The organism is Saccharopolyspora terrae (assembly GCF_004348435.1).
Taxonomy (GTDB): domain Bacteria; phylum Actinomycetota; class Actinomycetes; order Mycobacteriales; family Pseudonocardiaceae; genus Saccharopolyspora; species Saccharopolyspora endophytica.
In genome coordinates, this window is sequence record NZ_SMKS01000020.1 from 18,703 (window position 1) to 35,794 (window position 17,092).

Below are 17,092 nucleotides of genomic sequence, written 5' to 3' on the forward strand. Positions count from 1 at the left end.
CCATACTCGCGGGATGCGGCTGTTCACCGCGCTGTGGCCCTCCGATGAAGCGGTCCGGCACCTGTCGGAGGCGATCTCGGCCCTCGACCGGGCGCGGGTGACCGAGGTGACGGCGGGCGTGCGCAAGTTCCGCTTCACCCCCGCCGAGCGCTGGCACCTGACGTTGCGCTTCCACGGCGACGACGCCGACCCGCAGCGCGTCGCCGACCGCCTCGACCGCCGCATGGCGCACATCACCGCAGCACCGCCCGCCCTGCGCCTGACCGGCTCGGGAACGTTCCGGGGAGTGCTGTGGACGGGCGTGGAACCGGCCACCGAGTCCGACCGGCTCGCGCTGCGGGAGCTGGTGCGCGCGGCCGGTGGCGACCCGCACGGGTTCCGGGCGCACCTGACCATCGCGCGGTGGGCGTCCGGCCGTGCCGACCGGCGGTCGATGCCGGGGCTGCTCGCCGGCTACACCGGTCCCTGGTGGACCGCCGGAGAACTCGCGGTGATGCGCAGTGACCAGGGCGAAGGCGGTCCGGTGTACCGGGCGGTGCACCGCGTGCCGGTGACGCGCGCTGCGTCGGGGTAACCCAGGGGAGCAGGGCTTCCCTGTTATCCTGGCCTGTGGAACGGCTGCAGTCCGTGGTGGCCGATTTCCGGGGTAACCAGTCCTCACGGCGGTGGCGCCGCACGGCAGCTCGCCGCCCACAGACACGGGACATGCAGAAGGAGTATTTCGTGGCGCTGTCCACTGACGAGAAGAAGCAGATCCTGGCCGAGTACGGCCTGAAGGACAACGACACCGGTTCGCCGGAGGCCCAGGTGGCCCTGCTGACCAAGCGGATCACCGGCCTGACCGAGCACCTCAAGCAGCACAAGCACGACCACCACTCGCGTCGTGGTCTGCTGCTGATGGTGGGTCGTCGCCGTCGTCTGCTCAACTACCTGACCAAGGTGGACATCGAACGCTACCGTTCGCTGATCCAGCGACTCGGTCTGCGTCGTTGACATGACACCGGGGGGAGTGGCCACGGCCGCTCCCCCCGGTGCGTAAAACCGGGCGGTGCCTCGCAGGCGCCGCCAGCAATTCAATAGAGCGCTCACGGTGGCAAGCACTGGGTGCAGGCGTCCGCCGGTCCTCGGTAGTGGCTGCCGGGCAAGTCGTCACGAGACGGTCCCGGGAGCTTCGATCGATGGCCGGCCTTGTCGGATCACCGATCCGGATGCTCCTGCCGTGGGCGTTGTGACGATAGGGAGTCACCTTGACTGAAGCGATCGAAGAGGGCGTGTACGAGTCGACCGCCGTGCTGGACAACGGCGCGTTCGGAACCCGTACCGTCCGTTTCGAGACCGGCCGGCTCGCCAAGCAAGCCGCCGGGAGCGTCGTCGCCTACCTCGACGACGAAACCATGCTGCTGTCGGCCACCACGGCCTCCAAGCAGCCGAAGGAGCACTTCGACTTCTTCCCGCTGACCGTCGACGTCGAAGAGCGGATGTACGCCGCGGGTCGCATCCCCGGCTCGTTCTTCCGCCGCGAGGGCCGGCCGTCCACGGACGCGATCCTGACCTGCCGCCTGATCGACCGCCCGCTGCGCCCGTCGTTCGTCGACGGCCTCCGCAACGAGGTCCAGGTCGTGGTCACGGTCATGAGCCTGAAGCCGGGCGACCTCTACGACGTGCTGGCGATCAACGCCGCGTCGGCGTCCACCCAGGGTTCGGGTCTGCCGTTCTCCGGCCCGATCGGTGCCACCCGCATGGCCCTGATCGACGGCCAGTGGGTCGCGTTCCCGACGCACGAGCAGCTCGAGCGCGCCGTGTTCGACATGGTCGTCGCGGGCCGCATCGTCGGTGACGACGTCGCGATCATGATGGTCGAGGCCGAGGCCACCGACAAGACCATCGACCTGGTCGCCGGTGGCGCCCAGGCGCCGACCGAGGAGATCGTGGCCGCGGGTCTGGAGGCGGCCAAGCCGTTCATCCGCACCCTGTGCGTGGCCCAGCAGCAGCTGGCCCAGGCGGTCGGCAAGGACACCCAGGACTTCCCGGTGTTCCCGGCCTACCAGGACGACGCGTTCACTGCCGTCGAGCAGGCCGTGTCCTCCGAGCTGGCCGAGGCGCTGAAGATCGCCGGCAAGCAGGAGCGGGAGACCCGCCTCGACGAGATCAAGGCGTCGGTCCTGGAGAAGGTCGGCACCGGCGAGGGCGAGGCGTTCGAGGGCCGCGAGAAGGAGATCGGCGCGGCGTTCCGCTCGCTGACCAAGAAGCTGGTCCGCCAGCGCATCATCCGCGACCAGGTCCGCATCGACGGCCGCAGCCTGACCGACATCCGCAGCCTGTCCGCCGAGGTCGGCGTGATCCCGCGGACCCACGGTTCGGCGCTGTTCGAGCGCGGCGAGACCCAGATCCTGGGTGTCTCCACGCTGAACATGCTGCGGCTGGAGCAGACCATCGACTCGCTCTCCCCGGAGACGACGAAGCGGTACATGCACCACTACAACTTCCCGCCGTACTCGACCGGTGAGACCGGCCGGGTGGGCAGCCCGAAGCGTCGCGAGATCGGCCACGGAGCGCTGGCCGAGCGCGCGCTGATGCCGGTGCTGCCCTCGCGCGAGGAGTTCCCGTACGCCATCCGGCAGGTTTCCGAGGCGCTGGGCTCCAACGGTTCGACCTCGATGGGCTCGGTCTGCGCCTCGACGCTGTCCCTGCTCAACGCGGGTGTGCCGCTGAAGGCGCCGGTCGCCGGCATCGCGATGGGTCTGGTCTCCGACGAGGTCGACGGCAAGACCCACTACGTGGCGCTGACCGACATCCTCGGTGCCGAGGACGCCTTCGGTGACATGGACTTCAAGGTCGCGGGCACGAAGGAGTTCGTGACCGCGCTGCAGCTGGACACCAAGCTGGACGGCATCCCGTCCGAGGTGCTGGCGCAGGCGCTGGGCCAGGCGCGCGACGCCCGGTTCACGATCCTGGAGGTCATGGCCGAGGCGATCGGCAAGCCCGACGAGATGAGCCCGCACGCCCCGCGCGTGACCTCGGTGACCGTCCCGGTGGACAAGATCGGCGAGGTCATCGGGCCGAAGGGCAAGATGATCAACTCGATCACCGAGGAGACCGGCGCCGAGATCAGCATCGAGGACGACGGCACCATCTACGTGGGTGCGGCCGACGGCCCGTCCGCGGAGGCGGCGATCGACAAGATCAACGCCATCGCGAACCCGCAGCTGCCGAAGGTCGGCGAGCGCTTCCTGGGCACCGTGGTCAAGACCGCGGCGTTCGGCGCGTTCGTCTCGCTGCTGCCGGGCAAGGACGGTCTGGTGCACATCTCCAAGCTGGGCAACGGCAAGCGCATCGGCAAGGTCGAGGACGTCGTGAACGTCGGCGACAAGCTGCGCGTGGAGATCGCCGACATCGACAACCGCGGCAAGATCAGCCTCGTGCTGGTCAACGACGAGGAGGAGAAGTCCGGCGAGGGCGAGGCCGCTCCGGCCGAAGCCTCCGCCGAATGATCCTCTGATCTGAGATCGCGATGCGGCCCGTCCCGGTCACCCGGGGCGGGCCGTATTGTCGTGAGTGCGCGGGGGATCGCGCGGAGGCGACGAGAACAGGGTTATGAAGCAGCAGAAGCAGACAGCCGGGCACCTGCAACGTCCCGGGACCACCCGGGTTCTCGGCGACAACGGTTCCGCGGAAGTGCGGCGGACGGTGCTGCCGGGCGGGTTGCGCGTGGTCACCGAATCGGTTCCCGGCGTCCGTTCGGCATCGGCGGGCATCTGGGTCGGGGTCGGTTCGCGCGATGAGACCAGGGCGCAGGCCGGTGCCGCGCACTACCTGGAGCACCTGCTGTTCAAGGGGACGGCGAAGCGGACGGCCGTGGGCATCGCGCAGGAGATCGACGCCGTCGGCGGTGAGCTCAACGCGTTCACCTCCAAGGAGCATACCTGCTACTACGCGCACGTGCTCGACGAGGACCTGCCGCTGGCCATCGACATGCTCTGCGACGTGGTCTTCGACGCGATCAACGACGCCTCCGACGTGGACGTGGAGCGCAGCGTGGTCCTGGAGGAGATCGCGATGCGCGACGACGATCCCGAGGACCTGCTGCACGAGCTGTTCTCCACGGCCGTGCTCGGCGACAGCCCGCTGGGGCGCTCGGTGCTGGGCACCGAGGAGTCGATCAGCGACATGACCCGCAACCGGGTGCACGGCTTCTACCGGCGCAGCTACCAGATGCCGAAGATGGTCGTGGCGGTCGCGGGCAACGTCGAGCACGCGAAGGTGGTGCGGCTGCTGCGCAAGGCGCTGGGCGACCGCCTGACCGGCGACCAGCGCCCGGAGGCGCCGCGCGGCGGCAGGATCCGGCTGCCCAAGCAGGAGCGGCTGGTGCTGCAGCCCGACGACACCGAGCAGACGCACCTGCTGATGGGGTGCCGGGGCCTGGACCGCTACGACGAGCGGCGCTTCGCGCTGGGCGTGCTCAACGCGGCCCTCGGCGGCGGGATGAGCTCGCGGCTGTTCCAGGAGATCCGCGAGAGCCGGGGCCTGGCGTACTCGGTGTACTCGTCGAGCACGGCCTACTCGGACGCGGGCACGTTCTCGGTCTACGCGGGCTGCACGCCGGAGCGCCTGGGCGAGGTCGCCTCGGTGATCCGCTCGGTGCTCGCCGACGTCGCGGCCGGGGGCCTGTCGGCGGAGGAGGTCGATCGGGGCCGCGGCCAGCTGCGGGGTGGTCTGGTCCTGGGGCTGGAGGACAGCGCGGCCCGGATGAGCCGCATCGGCAAGACCGAGCTCAACTACGGCCGCCACTACACGGTCGAGGAGACCCTCGCCAAGATCGAGGCGGTCACGCCCGACGACGTCGCGACCCTCGCCCGGGAGCTGCTCAACCGGCCCTTCACCACCGCCGTCGTGGGCCCGTACAAGACGCCGGAGGACCTCCCGGAGGGCGTGTAGCACCGAACCCGGCGGTGTTGGCCGAACCCGGAATACCGCCGTAATCCGAACCCGGAATACCGCCGTAATCGGGGGTCTGAGAACTGCGGCAATCCGGTCAGGGTGGTGGGGGCGTTGGGTGAATCCACTCGATGCCGCGTTCGCCTCCTAGGGTGGGGCCGTCGGTGATCGATGCCTCTTTCGTCCGGGCGGTTCGGATCCGAACTGCCCGGGTCCTGGACCCAGGTGCGCACGGCCGCCGGGCTCGTGCGGATCACCGGGATGGTGTCCGTCACCACGTGGGGTGGGTCGTCGGGTGGCCGCACGCACGATGCCTAGACTTCGGGTGAGCAGCGTCGGTGCGGAGAGGTGTTTCCACGGTGATCAAGGTTGGTGTGCTGGGCGCCCGCGGGCGGATGGGTTCCGAAGCGGCGCGAGCCGTCGGCGAGGCCGCCGACACCGAGCTGGTCGCCGAGGTCGACCAGGGCGACCCCATCGAGCGGCTGGTCGAGTCCGGCGCGCAGGTCGCCGTTGACCTGACCCACCCCGACTCGGTGCTCGGCAACATCAAGTTCTGCGTCGAGAACGGCATCAACGTCGTGGTCGGCACCAGCGGACTCGGACCGGCCGAGCTCGACTCCATCCGCACCTGGCTGGCCGCCAAGCCGGAGGTCGGCGTGATCGTGGCGCCGAACTTCGCGATCGGCGCGGTGCTGTCGATGCGGTTCGCCGAGCTGGCCGCCAAGTACTTCGAGTCCGCCGAGATCGTCGAGCTGCACCACCCGAAGAAGGCCGACGCGCCCTCGGGCACCGCAGCGCGCACCGCGCAGGTGATCGCGAAGGCCCGCGAGGAAGCCGAACTCGGCGAGATGCCCGACGCCACCACCAAGGACCCCGACGGAGCGCGGGGCGCCGAGGTCGACGGGGTGCGGGTGCACGCGGTCCGGATGACCGGCCTGGTCGCGCACCAGGAGGTGCTCTTCGGGACCGAGGGCGAGACCCTCACCATCCGCCACGACTCCTACGACCGGCGTTCGTTCATGCCGGGCGTGCTGCTGGGCATCCGCGAGGTCCCCAGCCGTCCGGGACTGACCGTGGGGCTCGACGTGCTGATGGGGATCTGAGGTGGCCAAGCAGCTGATGACGGCGCGCACCGCCGCGTTCGTCGTCGCGCTCGTGCTGCTGGCCTACCTGCTGCTGATGGGCGGCCGCGCGATCACGATGATCTCCAGCGGTGAGCCGGTCTTCATCGCGCTCGGCTTGGCGATCCTGGTCTTCCCCGTGCTGGGCGCGGTGCTCGTCGCCGACCAGCTGCGCTTCGGCGCCGCCACCGAGCGGCTGGCCCGCAGGCTCGACGACGAGGGCGCGCTGCCCGACGTCTCGCACCTCCCGCGCCGGCCCTCGGGCCGGGTCGAGCGGGAGGCCGCCGACGCGTGGTTCGACGCCAAGCAGTCCGAGCTCGAAGCGGCGCCGCAGGACTGGCGCCGCTGGTTCGCCCTCGCGCAGGCCTACGACCTCGCCGGTGACCGCAACCGGGGCCGCAAGGCGATGCGCAAGGCGATCGACCTGGAGCAGGACGACAAGGCCTGAGCCGCAGCAGCACCTCAGGCCGATGCGGCGGCTTCGGCGTCGTGCTCGTGGATCCACTGCAGGGTCTCGTGGACGGCGGCGAGGCGCCTGTTGCGGTCGTCGGCGCCGGGACCGTCGGGCAGGTGCAACATCGCCGAGGCCACCCACGAGCTGCGCTGGATCGAACGAGTGCGCGCGCGGCGCAGGTGCTCGTAGCGCGGGAGCGCCTGGTGCGGCTCGTAGCGGTGCAGCAAACATGCGAGGGTGGCCGCGTCCTCGATGGTCTGATTCGCGCCTTGGCCGTGGTGCGGCAGCATCGCGTGCACGGCGTCGCCGAGCAGCACGATCCCGTTCCGGTGCCAGCGGTTGAGCGGTGTCTGCCCGAACAGGGCCCATCGCTTGTGAAGACCGGTCGCCGCCACCATCTCCCGCACGCCGGGGTGCCAATCGGCGAAGGGCGCGCAGAGCCGTTCGGGGGAGATCTCCTCGACCCAGCTGGGACTCGACCACTCCGACGGCTCGTCGACCACCGCCAGGAAGTTGACGAAGGAGCCGCCGCCGATCGGGTAGTGCAGCACGTGGGCGCCCGGGCCCATCCAGAACTGGATGGCGCCGGGGTCGGGCAACGACGGCATCGAGCCGACCGGGATCAGTCCGCGAAACCCACTGGTGCCGGAGTACACCGCCGGTTCGGCATCGGTGACCCACCGGCGCACCGTGGAATGCACTCCGTCCGCGCCGACGACGAGATCGGCGCGGGCCGTGGTCCCGTTGGCGAACTCCAGCTCGTAGCCCTCGCCCTTCGCGGACAGGTCGATCAGCCGGTGGTCGAGGCGGAGGGCGTCCTGCCCGCATGCCTCGGCCAGGGCGATCTGGAGATCCGCGCGGTGCACGCCGTAGTACGGCGCGCCGAAACGCGCGGTGTAGTCATCGCCGACCGGGTAGGAGACGACGCGCTCGCCGCCACGCCAGTCCCGGTAGATCAACTCGGTGGGCACGGCGCTGCCGGCCGCCAGCCTGTCCCGCAGGCCGAGGCGGTGCAGCACGTGCGTCCCGTTGGCCGAGAGCGCCACCGCCGCACCCACTTCGCGCAGCTCCGCGACCTGCTCGTAGACCGCGGCTTCGATGCCTCGGCGCCGCAGCGCCACGGCGAGCGTGAGGCCACCGATGCCGGCGCCGATGATCGCTACCGATGTTGACCTGGTTGGCATGGCCGTCCCTGGCAGTTGTGTCCGACAGCTGTGTACCGGTCGGTACGTCGTTTGCACCGTAGTTGTACCGATCGGTACGGTCAATGGGTGAGTTCACGAGGCGACAAGCGGGCCGAACTGCTGCGCAAAGCGGTCGACCACCTGGCCACGCACGGCATCGCCGACCTGTCCTTGGCTCCCATGGCCGAGAAGCTGGGCACCAGCAAGCGCATGCTGCTGTACTACTTCGGCAGTCGGGATGTGCTCATCGCCGAGGCGATCGCCGCCAGTCGCCCCGACATCTCGGACCTGTTCCACGGCGTTCGCGATCTCGATGGGCTGGAGCGGGCTGCGTGGGCGTTGTGGGAAGCCATCACCCGCGGGCGGCAGCGGCGTCCGATCCGGATCCTGTTCCAGGTGCTGAGCTTGGCGCCGACTCAACCGGAGCGCTACGCCGAGCTCGCCGCCGACACCGTCACCGCGATGGTCGAACCGCTGGTGCCCGTCTACTGCCGCCTCGGGTTCGACGAGCACGACGCGCGTGCCCGCGCGAGCCTGCTCATCTCCGGTCTGCGCGGCTTGTGCTTGGACCAGATCGTCACCGGCGACACCGCGCGGATCGAGACCGCGGCCGGCGTGCTCATCCAGGCCGCCACCGCTCCGATGGCGAGTTGATGTGCGCGGGGTCGTCGTTCGCCGGGGCGCAACGCAGAATCGGTCACTTTATTTCCGGTTCACCAGGGGGTGTACCGCCGTTCGGGCTACCGATTCGATTTACCAGGCGATTCTCAGAAACTGATTCGTCAAGATCCCACGACGTGGTTGAACGTTGACACCACGTGGGCGCTTCTTGATTATTACTGGCATGTCCAGGTTCGCCTGTCTGGTGGCTCGCCTGCATGTCGATCTCCGACAGCAGGCCAGCGCGCTCTGTCACGCCTAAGGGACCTCTTTCTCTCGCCGCTGCAAGGCGTTTTCTCTCTCTCCGAGTAGTTCACGACGACGCACGTTCGGAAAACCGCGCATTCCGAACGCGCGCATTCGTCGTGCCCGATTTCGGAATTCTCCACGAAAATCCGGAGCACACATGAAGAAGAGTCTTCGAAGACTGCCCATCGGGCTGGCTGCCATAGCCCTGGCGGTCGGTTCGGTCACGTTGCCGGTGCAGGACGCCTACGCCGATGTCGACGTCTCCTCGCAGTCCGTGAAGGGTGCGGACGGCAAGGACTACACCGTCACCAACCACGTCGTGAAGAGCGCGCTGGAGAAGTCCACATCGGACGGCAAGCCCAAGGAGTGGCTGGTCGTCTGGGCGGGCGACGAGAACATCGCCGACACCGCGGTGGCCGACGTCCGCAACCTGCCGGGCTCGCTGGCCGGCGGCACCGGCAAGGTCGCCAACGCCCTGCCGGGCCCGGACTTCCTGGCGATCATCGACGCGACCAAGGGCTCACCCGGCTACGGCCAGGTGGTCAACACGGTCACCGTCGGCCCGCTGGTCGAGAACGAGCCGCACCACATGCAGTACGTGTGGCACAAGGGCGACACCATCTTCGCCGGTGCGCTCTTCGGCGCGGCGACCTACGCGTTCGACGTGACCTCGCTGCCCAACGTCAAGCTCAAGGGCATCAGCCTGCCAACCCAGACGCCAGGCGGCTCCGTTCCCGACGCGTACTGGACGCTCAAGGACGGCACCGCCTACGGCACCTACATGGGTGGCCCGGTGGCTCCGGGGCCGTACCGCTACTCGGACGGCTCGGTGCACCTGGGCAACGGCTTCGCCGGCAGCCCCGGCGAGGTCGTCCGGTTCGACGAGAACGCCAAGGTGCTCTCCGAATCACCGGCCGCCACGCCGGGCGGGGACAACGAGAAGCTGTGCGACAACCTGCCGCGGATCGGCACGCCGACCTGCGCCAACCCGCACGGCATCCAGGCACGCGAGGACCTGAACACCCTGGTCACGGCCGACTACACCGAGCCGCGCAACATCATCCTCGACCCGGTGAAGGCCCCGTCGCCGTACCTGCGGCGGCCGACCGTGCGGACCTGGGACATCTCCGACCGCAACCACCCGAAGCTCAAGGCGGTCAGCTACCTCCCGAACGGCCCGCGGGCCAACCCGGAGGACCCGCTGCACCAGGAGCAGCGGGCGGTCATGGAGACCACGGTGACGAACCTGCCCGGCCACAAGGGCGCTTTCGCCCAGACCATGCAGGGCGGCGCGGTGTTCTACACACCCGACATCACCGCACCGGAACCCCACTGGCGCCAGGTGTTCGACGACGGTGCCGCCGTCGTGAACTTCGACAAGGCCAACGACCGCAACGGCGGCAGCTCCAACGGCGGCTGGATCCAGACCAGCCCGGACGACCGGTTCCTGTACCGGGCGATCCAGGGGCGCGCTGCGGGCACCTTCGGCGAGGACGACCCGGGAACCACGGGTGGCGTGTACACATTGGACATCCAGAAGCTGGTCAACTCCGGCGACGATTTCCAGTGCAACATCGACACCATCGCCGAGTCCGAGCACGGTGGCGCCGAGGCCGACTGCCCGACGGTGGCCGGCACGACGCCGATCAACCCGGGCAAGGCCGCAGGCGGTCCGCACTGGGGCGGGTACGACAACTTCGTGCTCGGCCCGGACGGCAAGTACACCGAGACCCAGACGCCCGGGCGTCTCGCGGTGTCGAACTACTTCGTCGCGCGGTCCGGCAACGACGGTGACCACAAGGTCAACATGGTGAACCTCGGCCCGGACGGGAAGGTTTCGCTCGACGACACCTTCCGCGACGAGGTGACCGGTGAGCCCGGCGTCAACTTCAACCGGCGGTCCTGGCCGCACGGCGAGTTCGGCAACGCCAAGCCTCACTCCGAGCTGTTCGTGGTCTCCGACAGCGACCTGAAGTAGTTCGCGCGGAGTCTCCACCGGACACCTGGGCTCAGCGGCGAGAAGGGTGGCCGCCCTCGCGGCGGCCACCCACCTCCCGAAGCGGTGTTGCGGGATCGCCTTGCTCGGCGGTGCGGGCCGAGTCCCGCACCTGAAGCGGCGGTTACCGCCGCACGCCCCAGCTCCTGAACCTCTTTCGACGAGAGCGGACGTAACACATGCACACCCACACCGGAGTGTCCAGTGTGGACTACCTCGCGCTGGTGCTGCGCGTGCTGCTGCTGACCGGGACCGCGCTGGTCGCCGGCATCGGTCTGCTGCGCGCCGGAGCGGTGATGCGCCCGTGGTCCGCCTGGATCGCAGGCGTCGGCACCGCCGCGCTGGCCGGGTTGTCCGCCGTGGTCCTGCACATCAACACCGGTTTCGCCATCGCGCACGTGGTGCTCGCCTTGGCGGTACCCCTCGCGCTGCGCTGGCGCGGCCCCTCGACCTTCCTGGGATTCGGCCTTGCGCTGCTGCTCATCGCCGAAGCCGCGCTCGGCCACACCTCGCTGGCCTTCTTCCTCGACACGATCTTCGTCGCGGTCGCCGTCGTCTGGTTCGGCCTGGCGCTGGCCAAGACCTGGCGCCCCGACAGCGGACTGCGTCCGCGACCCATCGCGCTCACCGGAGCCGTCGCGCTGGTCGGCGCGGGCATCGGGCAGCTGGTGCTGTCCGGCGTCTTCGACCGCAGGCTGTGGAGCACCGGCTACGGGATCACCGTGCTGGTGCTGGTCATCGGCGCCGTCTCCGTGCTGGCGGTGACCTTCGTGCTGCGCGAGGAACGGCGCGTCTACCGCGTCGGCGCGATCGGCGTGCTCGCCGTCGTCCTGGCCTGGGCCACGCTGCCGGGCATCCCGCTCCCGCACGACCTGCCCGTCCCCGGCATCGCCCGGCTCGCCCAAGCCGCCGGAACGCCGGTGCTGGTCAGCCCGCACCGCACGGGCCGCAACCTGGTGCACTTCCCGGAAAGCGCCGGACAGGGCATCACCGTCGAGCAGGGCGACCGGATCGCCCGAGCGGTCCCGATCCCCGGCGCCTCCGGCACGTGGGCCGAGGTCGACCTGCCGCCCGGCAGCAGCGACCTGGTCATCTCCCGGGCAGGCGACACCGGGACCGTCGAGGTCGACGCCGGTGACCTGCCCGAGGTGCCCGGTGCGGCCGATCCGGAGTGCGCCGGCGCCGCCCTGGGCGGCATCACCGCCGGTGCTCCCGCCCCGGTGACCTGCCCGGACACCGAGCTGCTCGCCGAGGACGCCGACGCGCTGCGCAAGCAGGTCTCGTACCTGGCGGATCTGAAGGTGCCCTCGCTGTCCGTCGTGGGCGACGACACACCGCGCGGCAAGGCGGCGACCGACGTCGTCCTCGCCGAAGCCGCTCACCGCGGCGTTCCCATCAGCGACACCCCCGACGGGGCGCTGCTGCAGGTGTCGGGCTGGGAGAAGGCGTCCCACACCTTGGGACGTGTGAACTTCCTCTACGGAATGCACCTCGCACCTTGGCTGTTGCACGCTCCGGTGGTGAACTCGACCGCGGGTGCGGCGTTGCCGCTGCGCTTCGACCCGCGCGACCGCAACGCCCTCACCTACGGCATGACCCAGGCGAGCGCCTTCGGCGACCCGCCGTCGCTGTCCGGATACCGGGAGTGGGCGCGCGCCCGCGGCGAGAACATCGCCGGCGAAGTCACCGTCTACGCATCCGCCCAGGTCGACGTCATGCAGATGGGCGGACACGAGCATGGCGGAAACCTCGGCCAGTGGATCCCGCAGGGGACGATCGTGGCCATCTCAGGTCCGCTCACGGAGAAGTAGGAGTGCAGATGTCTGTTGTGGACGTTGAAAGACCGGCCCCACCACCGGTGCGCACGGCACCGCCCGCGCAACGCGGAGTCGTGGCCATCGGCATCGCGATCGCCGTCGTGCTCGGGCTCGCCGTGGCCAACGCGGCCGGGTGGAAGATGACCGTGCTCTACGGCGTCGGCCTGGCCCTGGGACTGGTGCTGTTCCACTCCCGGTTCGGGTTCACCTCGGCGTGGCGCCAGCTGATCACCGTCGGGCAGGGCCGCGCCATCCGCGCCCACATGCTCATGCTGGGCGTGGCGGCCGTGCTGTTCGCCGGGATCCTCGGCAGCGGGTACTCGCTGTCCGGCACGCCCGAACCGCAGCTCCAGACCGCCGGGCTCGGCGTCGTGTTCGGCGCGTTCCTGTTCGGCGTCGGCATGCAGGTCGGCGGCTCCTGCGCCTCCGGCACGCTCTTCGCGGTCGGCAGCGGCCAGACCGCGATCATCTTCACCCTCGGCGGGTTCATCGTCGGCTCGGTGTTCACCGCGTTCATCTCGCCGTTCATCAAGAGCGTGCAGAGCATCGGCCCGAAGGTCTCGCTGGCCGAAACGCCGCTGGGCTACGCCGGTGGAGTGCTGATCACCCTGGTCATCATCGGTGTCGTCGTGGGGGTGTCGCTGCTGGTCGAGCGTCGCCGCACGCCTCCGCCGATCGACCAGCCGCCGATCGCCAAGGGCGTGCTGCGCGCCCTGCGCGGTTCCTGGCCGCTGTGGGTCGGCGCGGTGCTGCTGGCCGCGCTCAACGCGGTGACGCTGTTCGTCTCCGGCAGCTCGTGGGGCATCACCTCCGCGTTCGGACTGTGGGGCGCGAAGATCCTCGGCTGGATCGGCGTCGACGTCTCCGGCGCCCCGTTCTGGCAGGACCCGGAGAACGCCGCGAAGATCACCGCGTCGGTGCTCACCGACCGGATCTCGGTGATGGACTTCGGGATCATGGCCGGCGCGCTGATCGCCGCCGCCCTCGCCGGTGCCTTCACCCTGCACCGCAAGATCCCGTGGCGCATGGCCGTCGGCGCCGTGCTCGGCGGAATCCTGATGGGCATCGGGGCGCGCTTCGCGGGCGGTTGCAACATCGGCGCCTACTTCTCCGGCGTCGCCTCGTTCAGCCTGCACGGCTGGCTGTGGGGCGTGATGGCCATCGTCGGCACCTACGCCGGTGTCGCGCTGCGACCGCTGTTCGGACTGGGCAACCCCAAGCCCTCGGACGCCGTCTGCTGATCTTCCACCGGCTGTGGCCGGTGGTGGGGAAAAGGAGGAACAACATGTCCAAGTCCGTCCGCCGTGCCGCCGCTTCGGTGACCATCGCCGTGAGCGCCGTGCTGCTCACCGGCGGCGTCGCCAACGCCGAGTCGGTGTGGGTCCTGCCGGGTGTCGACCTCGGAGCCGTGCTGACCCCGACCGTGCAGCTGCCCACCCAGCTGCTGGCTCCCGTCGTCGCGCTCCTGGCCGGCTGACCAGCTAGTTCGGACCCGCCGCGTGGCCCGCGCACCGCGCGGCAGGTCGACCGAGAGAAGGGAACCCGCATGAAGCACACCGCATCCCGCGCCATCACCGCCTCGCTCCTGGCCGGAGCGGCCCTGTGCACCGCAGCACCGGCGGCTCTGGCGGCACCGGAAGCCCCGGTTGCCGTCACCGCCCAGGACGGCCCGGCCGTCGTCGACGAACCCGACACCGGCGACCTCAACAACAAGTGGACGTTCGCCCCTGTCGGAGTCCCGGTCTTCGGCCTGATCGACTCGGTCCTGGGCGTCCCGGCCCGCCTCGGCCTCCCGGCCCTGCCGAACTCCTGACGAGGCTCTCCCCGGAAAACGACGCCCCCTCGCACCCCACGGCGAGGGGACGTCCCCACGTTTCGACGAGCAACCCAACCCAACCACCCCACCCAGCAAACCCGCCTTCCAGACCCGATTTCAGCGGAAGTCCAGAGCCGGATTTCCACTGAAGTCGGGAACCTGATTTCAGTGGAAATCGGAGGCGGAGTCTCCGTCGGAGTCCGGGTTCGGGGGCCGGTGGGAGTCGGCTCGGGTTTCCACTGAAGCTGGGGGCCTGGTTTCAGTGGAAATCGGGGGCGGAGTTCCACTGAAATCGGGGGTCTGTGGTTAGAGCCAGGCGGCCATCGCTGCTGGGGCTGCGGCCAGGGCGCCGAAGCGGGCGAAGCGGCCGATGAAACCGGTGATCAGGAACGTCGACACCGGGACCTTGGCCCAGCCGGCGATGATGGCCACCGCCGCGAACGGGGGAAGGCTGGCGGCGGCGCTGATCAGCAGGATCGTGCCCGCCCAGACGGGGCGGGTCCGGCAGTTCTCGCGGAACTGGTCCAGCCACGCCTTCCAGCGGCCCTTGGTCTCCGGCTTCTCCTTCTTCTCCCTGCGCATGAACGCGGGAAGGCGGATGTTGCCCCTGGCCGCGTAGTAGTGGAGGAGCTTTCCGCCGATCTGACCCGTGGCGATGACCAGCGCGAGGACCCACCAGGGGATGTCGGGTTCCTTGAGCACCAGGCCCACCGCGAACAGCTCGACGCTGATCAGCGGGAGGAGCGCGGAGGCCACCGACACACCGAACGTGGTGGACAGCAACCCGATGATGGTCAGCACTTTCGGCTCCCGAGAGGGCAGGCGTTCAGTGGTGCTCGAACTCGAATTCCAGCGGACCGGTCAGGCGCATCTCGCGAAGCGGGCGCCCACCCGCGTCCAACGTGCGCACCGTACCGTCCGGTGACCACCCCGCAGCGCGGTAGAACGACAGCGACGCCGAGTCCGACTCCGGAACCCACGCGATGCCACGCGTCGCACCGTGCGCGGCGAACCGGCGACCCATCGTGCCGAGCAACCGTCCGGCGTGACCCCGGCGACCCCACCGCGGCTCCACCAGCAGCGAGCTGACCAGCACCGTCGTCGACGCGTCATCGGGCAGGGAACCGTCGGCGGCGGCGACTTCGGACTCCGGGGCGGGGCCTGCGACGCAGAAACCCACGGTCCAGTGACCCTCGATCGCGAGCAGCACGGTGGCCGCGCCGGAGGTGACGGCTTCACGCCACTCCTGCTCGACCTCGGCGCTGTCCAGCCCGGCCAGCACGGCGGGGGAGAGGATCTCGGCGTAGGCGGTCTGCCACGTCTCGACCTGAATGCGTGCGATCTCGGCGGCGTCGGACGCCACTGCTTCGCGCACATCGGCTTCAGCCATGCGCGACAACCTAACGTGTCGGTTCCGAGTACCCGGCAGCAGTCCGCGTTGTCGGGGAGTGCTGGCACGATCGCCCGGGTGCAGACCATCAGCAACGACACGGCACGACGAATGGCTTTGGCGGCGCAAGGCTTCGCCGACCCGCGACCGCGCGGCGCGGTGACCCGGCGGCACCTCCAGCGGGCCCTGTCCCGGACCAAGCTGTTGCAGCTGGATTCGGTCAACGTCGCGGTGCGCGCCCACTACATGCCGCTGTTCAGCAGGCTCGGCGCCTACCCGGCGGAGCTGGTCGACACCGCTGCGTGGTCGCACACCGCCCGGCAGCCTCGGATGCTCGTCGAGTACTGGGCGCACGAAGCGTCGCTGATCCCGGTCGAGGACTGGCCGCTGCTGCGCTGGCGGATGCGCGAGTACGGCGGCGCCTGGCGCAAGCGCTCCCGCGAGCTGCTGGAGCAGAACCCCGAGCTGGTCAACGACGTGCTGAACGCCGTCAAGGAACTCGGCCCGATCGGTGCGGGCCGGCTGGAACGCGAGCTCGGCGGCGGTGAGCGGCAGGGGCGCGGCCCGTGGTGGAACCGCACCGACACCAAGCGGGTCTGCGAGCTGCTGTTCGCGATGGGAGAGCTGACCACCGGCACCCGCCGAGGTTTCGAGCGGCTCTACGACCTGCCGGAACGCGTGCTGCCCGCCGAGGTCCTCGCGCACGAGCCCGAGGACGCCGAAGCCGTTCGCGCACTGGTGGAGCGCTCGGCCGAGGCCCTGGGCATCGGCACCGAGACCGATCTGCGCGACTACTACCGGCTGGCCCCGGACCAGTCGAAGCAGGCGGTCGCGGAGCTCGTCGACGACGGCGTGCTCGAACCGGTGGTGGTGCACGGATGGCGTCAGCCCGCCTACCGCCACACCGAAGCCCGCGCTCCCCGCAAGGTCGCCGGCCGGGCGCTGCTGTGCCCGTTCGACCCGCTGATCTGGGAGCGCTCGCGCGCCGAGCGGATCTTCGGCTTCCGCTACCGCATCGAGATCTACGTTCCCGAGCCCAAGCGGCAGTACGGCTACTACGTCTTCCCCTTCCTCCTCGACGGCGAGCTCGTCGCCCGCGTCGACCTCAAGGCCGACCGGGCGGCGGGCGTGCTCCGGGTGCCCGGAGCGTTCCTGGAACCCGGCCGCGACGCCGCGCCCGTCGCGCCCGAGCTGGCCGCCACCCTGCGCGAGATGGCGACCTGGCTCGGACTGGACGACGTCGTAGTAGGCGAACGAGGCGACCTAATCCGCCCGCTCAACGCCGAACTCGGAAATGATTAGTAGGGACTTCCTTTGCGTGGCGGTGCGGGTGGCGGAACCTGAGCGGCTCCGTGGTCTCCGTGCGCCGCTCCTGATGTATGTCCAATACACGGCGTCGCGGCGTGCTCGCCACGAAGCCGCTCAGAACCCGCGGCGGTGCGAGTTGACTGCCACACCTGGAACAGCGGC

At 69.9% G+C, this 17,092-nt stretch carries 16 protein-coding genes; 13 read left to right on the forward strand and 3 right to left on the reverse strand.

Annotated elements, in window-relative coordinates; genetic code table 11:
* The first annotated feature begins 13 nt into the window (after positions 1-13).
* The 6 genes from thpR (at position 14) to E1181_RS13895 (ending at position 6,504) form a co-directional block, all read left to right on the forward strand.
* Positions 14-574 (forward strand): RNA 2',3'-cyclic phosphodiesterase, encoded by a 561-nt coding sequence (gene thpR, locus E1181_RS13870; RefSeq protein WP_132674759.1) that lies wholly within the window; start codon positions 14-16, stop codon positions 572-574.
* A gap of 131 nt (positions 575-705) precedes the next feature.
* Complete coding sequence (gene rpsO, locus E1181_RS13875; RefSeq protein ID WP_246537959.1) at positions 706-993, forward strand: 30S ribosomal protein S15; 288 nt, start codon at positions 706-708, stop codon at positions 991-993.
* Between the two features lie 254 nt (positions 994-1,247).
* The gene (locus E1181_RS13880; RefSeq protein ID WP_132674761.1) at positions 1,248-3,491 is read left to right on the forward strand and encodes a polyribonucleotide nucleotidyltransferase; all 2,244 of its coding nucleotides are present in this window, start codon (positions 1,248-1,250) and stop codon (positions 3,489-3,491) included.
* Between the two features lie 103 nt (positions 3,492-3,594).
* Positions 3,595-4,935, forward strand: a complete 1,341-nt coding sequence (locus E1181_RS13885) for a M16 family metallopeptidase (protein ID WP_132674763.1) — start codon at positions 3,595-3,597, stop codon at positions 4,933-4,935.
* A gap of 359 nt (positions 4,936-5,294) precedes the next feature.
* On the forward strand, positions 5,295-6,038 hold the full coding sequence (gene dapB / locus E1181_RS13890) for a 4-hydroxy-tetrahydrodipicolinate reductase (RefSeq protein WP_268952462.1): 744 nt from the start codon (positions 5,295-5,297) through the stop codon (positions 6,036-6,038).
* A 16-nt stretch (positions 6,039-6,054) separates the two neighbouring features.
* Positions 6,055-6,504 (forward strand): hypothetical protein, encoded by a 450-nt coding sequence (locus E1181_RS13895; protein WP_132674867.1) that lies wholly within the window; start codon positions 6,055-6,057, stop codon positions 6,502-6,504.
* 14 nt (positions 6,505-6,518) lie between these two features.
* On the opposite strand, the gene E1181_RS13900 is transcribed toward E1181_RS13895, so the two are convergent.
* On the reverse strand, positions 6,519-7,694 hold the full coding sequence (locus E1181_RS13900) for an FAD-dependent monooxygenase (RefSeq protein ID WP_132674765.1): 1,176 nt from the start codon (positions 7,692-7,694) through the stop codon (positions 6,519-6,521).
* 87 nt (positions 7,695-7,781) lie between these two features.
* Between E1181_RS13900 and E1181_RS13905 the strand changes: the two genes are divergently transcribed.
* From E1181_RS13905 to E1181_RS13935, 6 genes are all read left to right on the forward strand, one after another.
* Positions 7,782-8,348, forward strand: coding sequence for a TetR/AcrR family transcriptional regulator (locus E1181_RS13905; RefSeq protein WP_207922143.1), 567 nt, complete (start codon positions 7,782-7,784; stop codon positions 8,346-8,348).
* A 412-nt stretch (positions 8,349-8,760) separates the two neighbouring features.
* Entirely contained in the window at positions 8,761-10,581 is a 1,821-nt protein-coding gene (locus E1181_RS13915; RefSeq protein WP_235876751.1) for a hypothetical protein, read from the forward strand.
* A 215-nt stretch (positions 10,582-10,796) separates the two neighbouring features.
* Complete coding sequence (locus E1181_RS13920) at positions 10,797-12,410, forward strand: hypothetical protein (RefSeq protein WP_235876752.1); 1,614 nt, start codon at positions 10,797-10,799, stop codon at positions 12,408-12,410.
* A gap of 8 nt (positions 12,411-12,418) precedes the next feature.
* Positions 12,419-13,657 carry a YeeE/YedE family protein gene (locus E1181_RS13925; protein WP_132674771.1) on the forward strand — a complete coding sequence of 413 codons (1,239 nt, stop codon included), beginning with the start codon at positions 12,419-12,421 and terminating at the stop codon, positions 13,655-13,657.
* A gap of 44 nt (positions 13,658-13,701) precedes the next feature.
* On the forward strand, positions 13,702-13,893 hold the full coding sequence (locus E1181_RS13930) for a hypothetical protein (protein WP_132674773.1): 192 nt from the start codon (positions 13,702-13,704) through the stop codon (positions 13,891-13,893).
* Positions 13,894-13,962: 69 nt separating this feature from the next.
* Positions 13,963-14,229 carry a hypothetical protein gene (locus tag E1181_RS13935; RefSeq protein ID WP_132674775.1) on the forward strand — a complete coding sequence of 89 codons (267 nt, stop codon included), beginning with the start codon at positions 13,963-13,965 and terminating at the stop codon, positions 14,227-14,229.
* A 309-nt stretch (positions 14,230-14,538) separates the two neighbouring features.
* Here the strand turns inward: E1181_RS13935 and E1181_RS13940 are convergent, their stop codons facing one another.
* Together E1181_RS13940 and E1181_RS13945 are read right to left on the reverse strand one after the other, a co-directional pair.
* Positions 14,539-15,033, reverse strand: coding sequence for a VTT domain-containing protein (locus tag E1181_RS13940; RefSeq protein ID WP_235876753.1), 495 nt, complete (start codon positions 15,031-15,033; stop codon positions 14,539-14,541).
* A gap of 25 nt (positions 15,034-15,058) precedes the next feature.
* Entirely contained in the window at positions 15,059-15,622 is a 564-nt protein-coding gene (locus E1181_RS13945; protein WP_132674777.1) for a GNAT family N-acetyltransferase, read from the reverse strand.
* A gap of 78 nt (positions 15,623-15,700) precedes the next feature.
* Between E1181_RS13945 and E1181_RS13950 the strand changes: the two genes are divergently transcribed.
* Entirely contained in the window at positions 15,701-16,924 is a 1,224-nt protein-coding gene (locus E1181_RS13950) for a winged helix-turn-helix domain-containing protein (RefSeq protein WP_132674779.1), read from the forward strand.
* Positions 16,925-17,092: the final 168 nt, after the last annotated feature.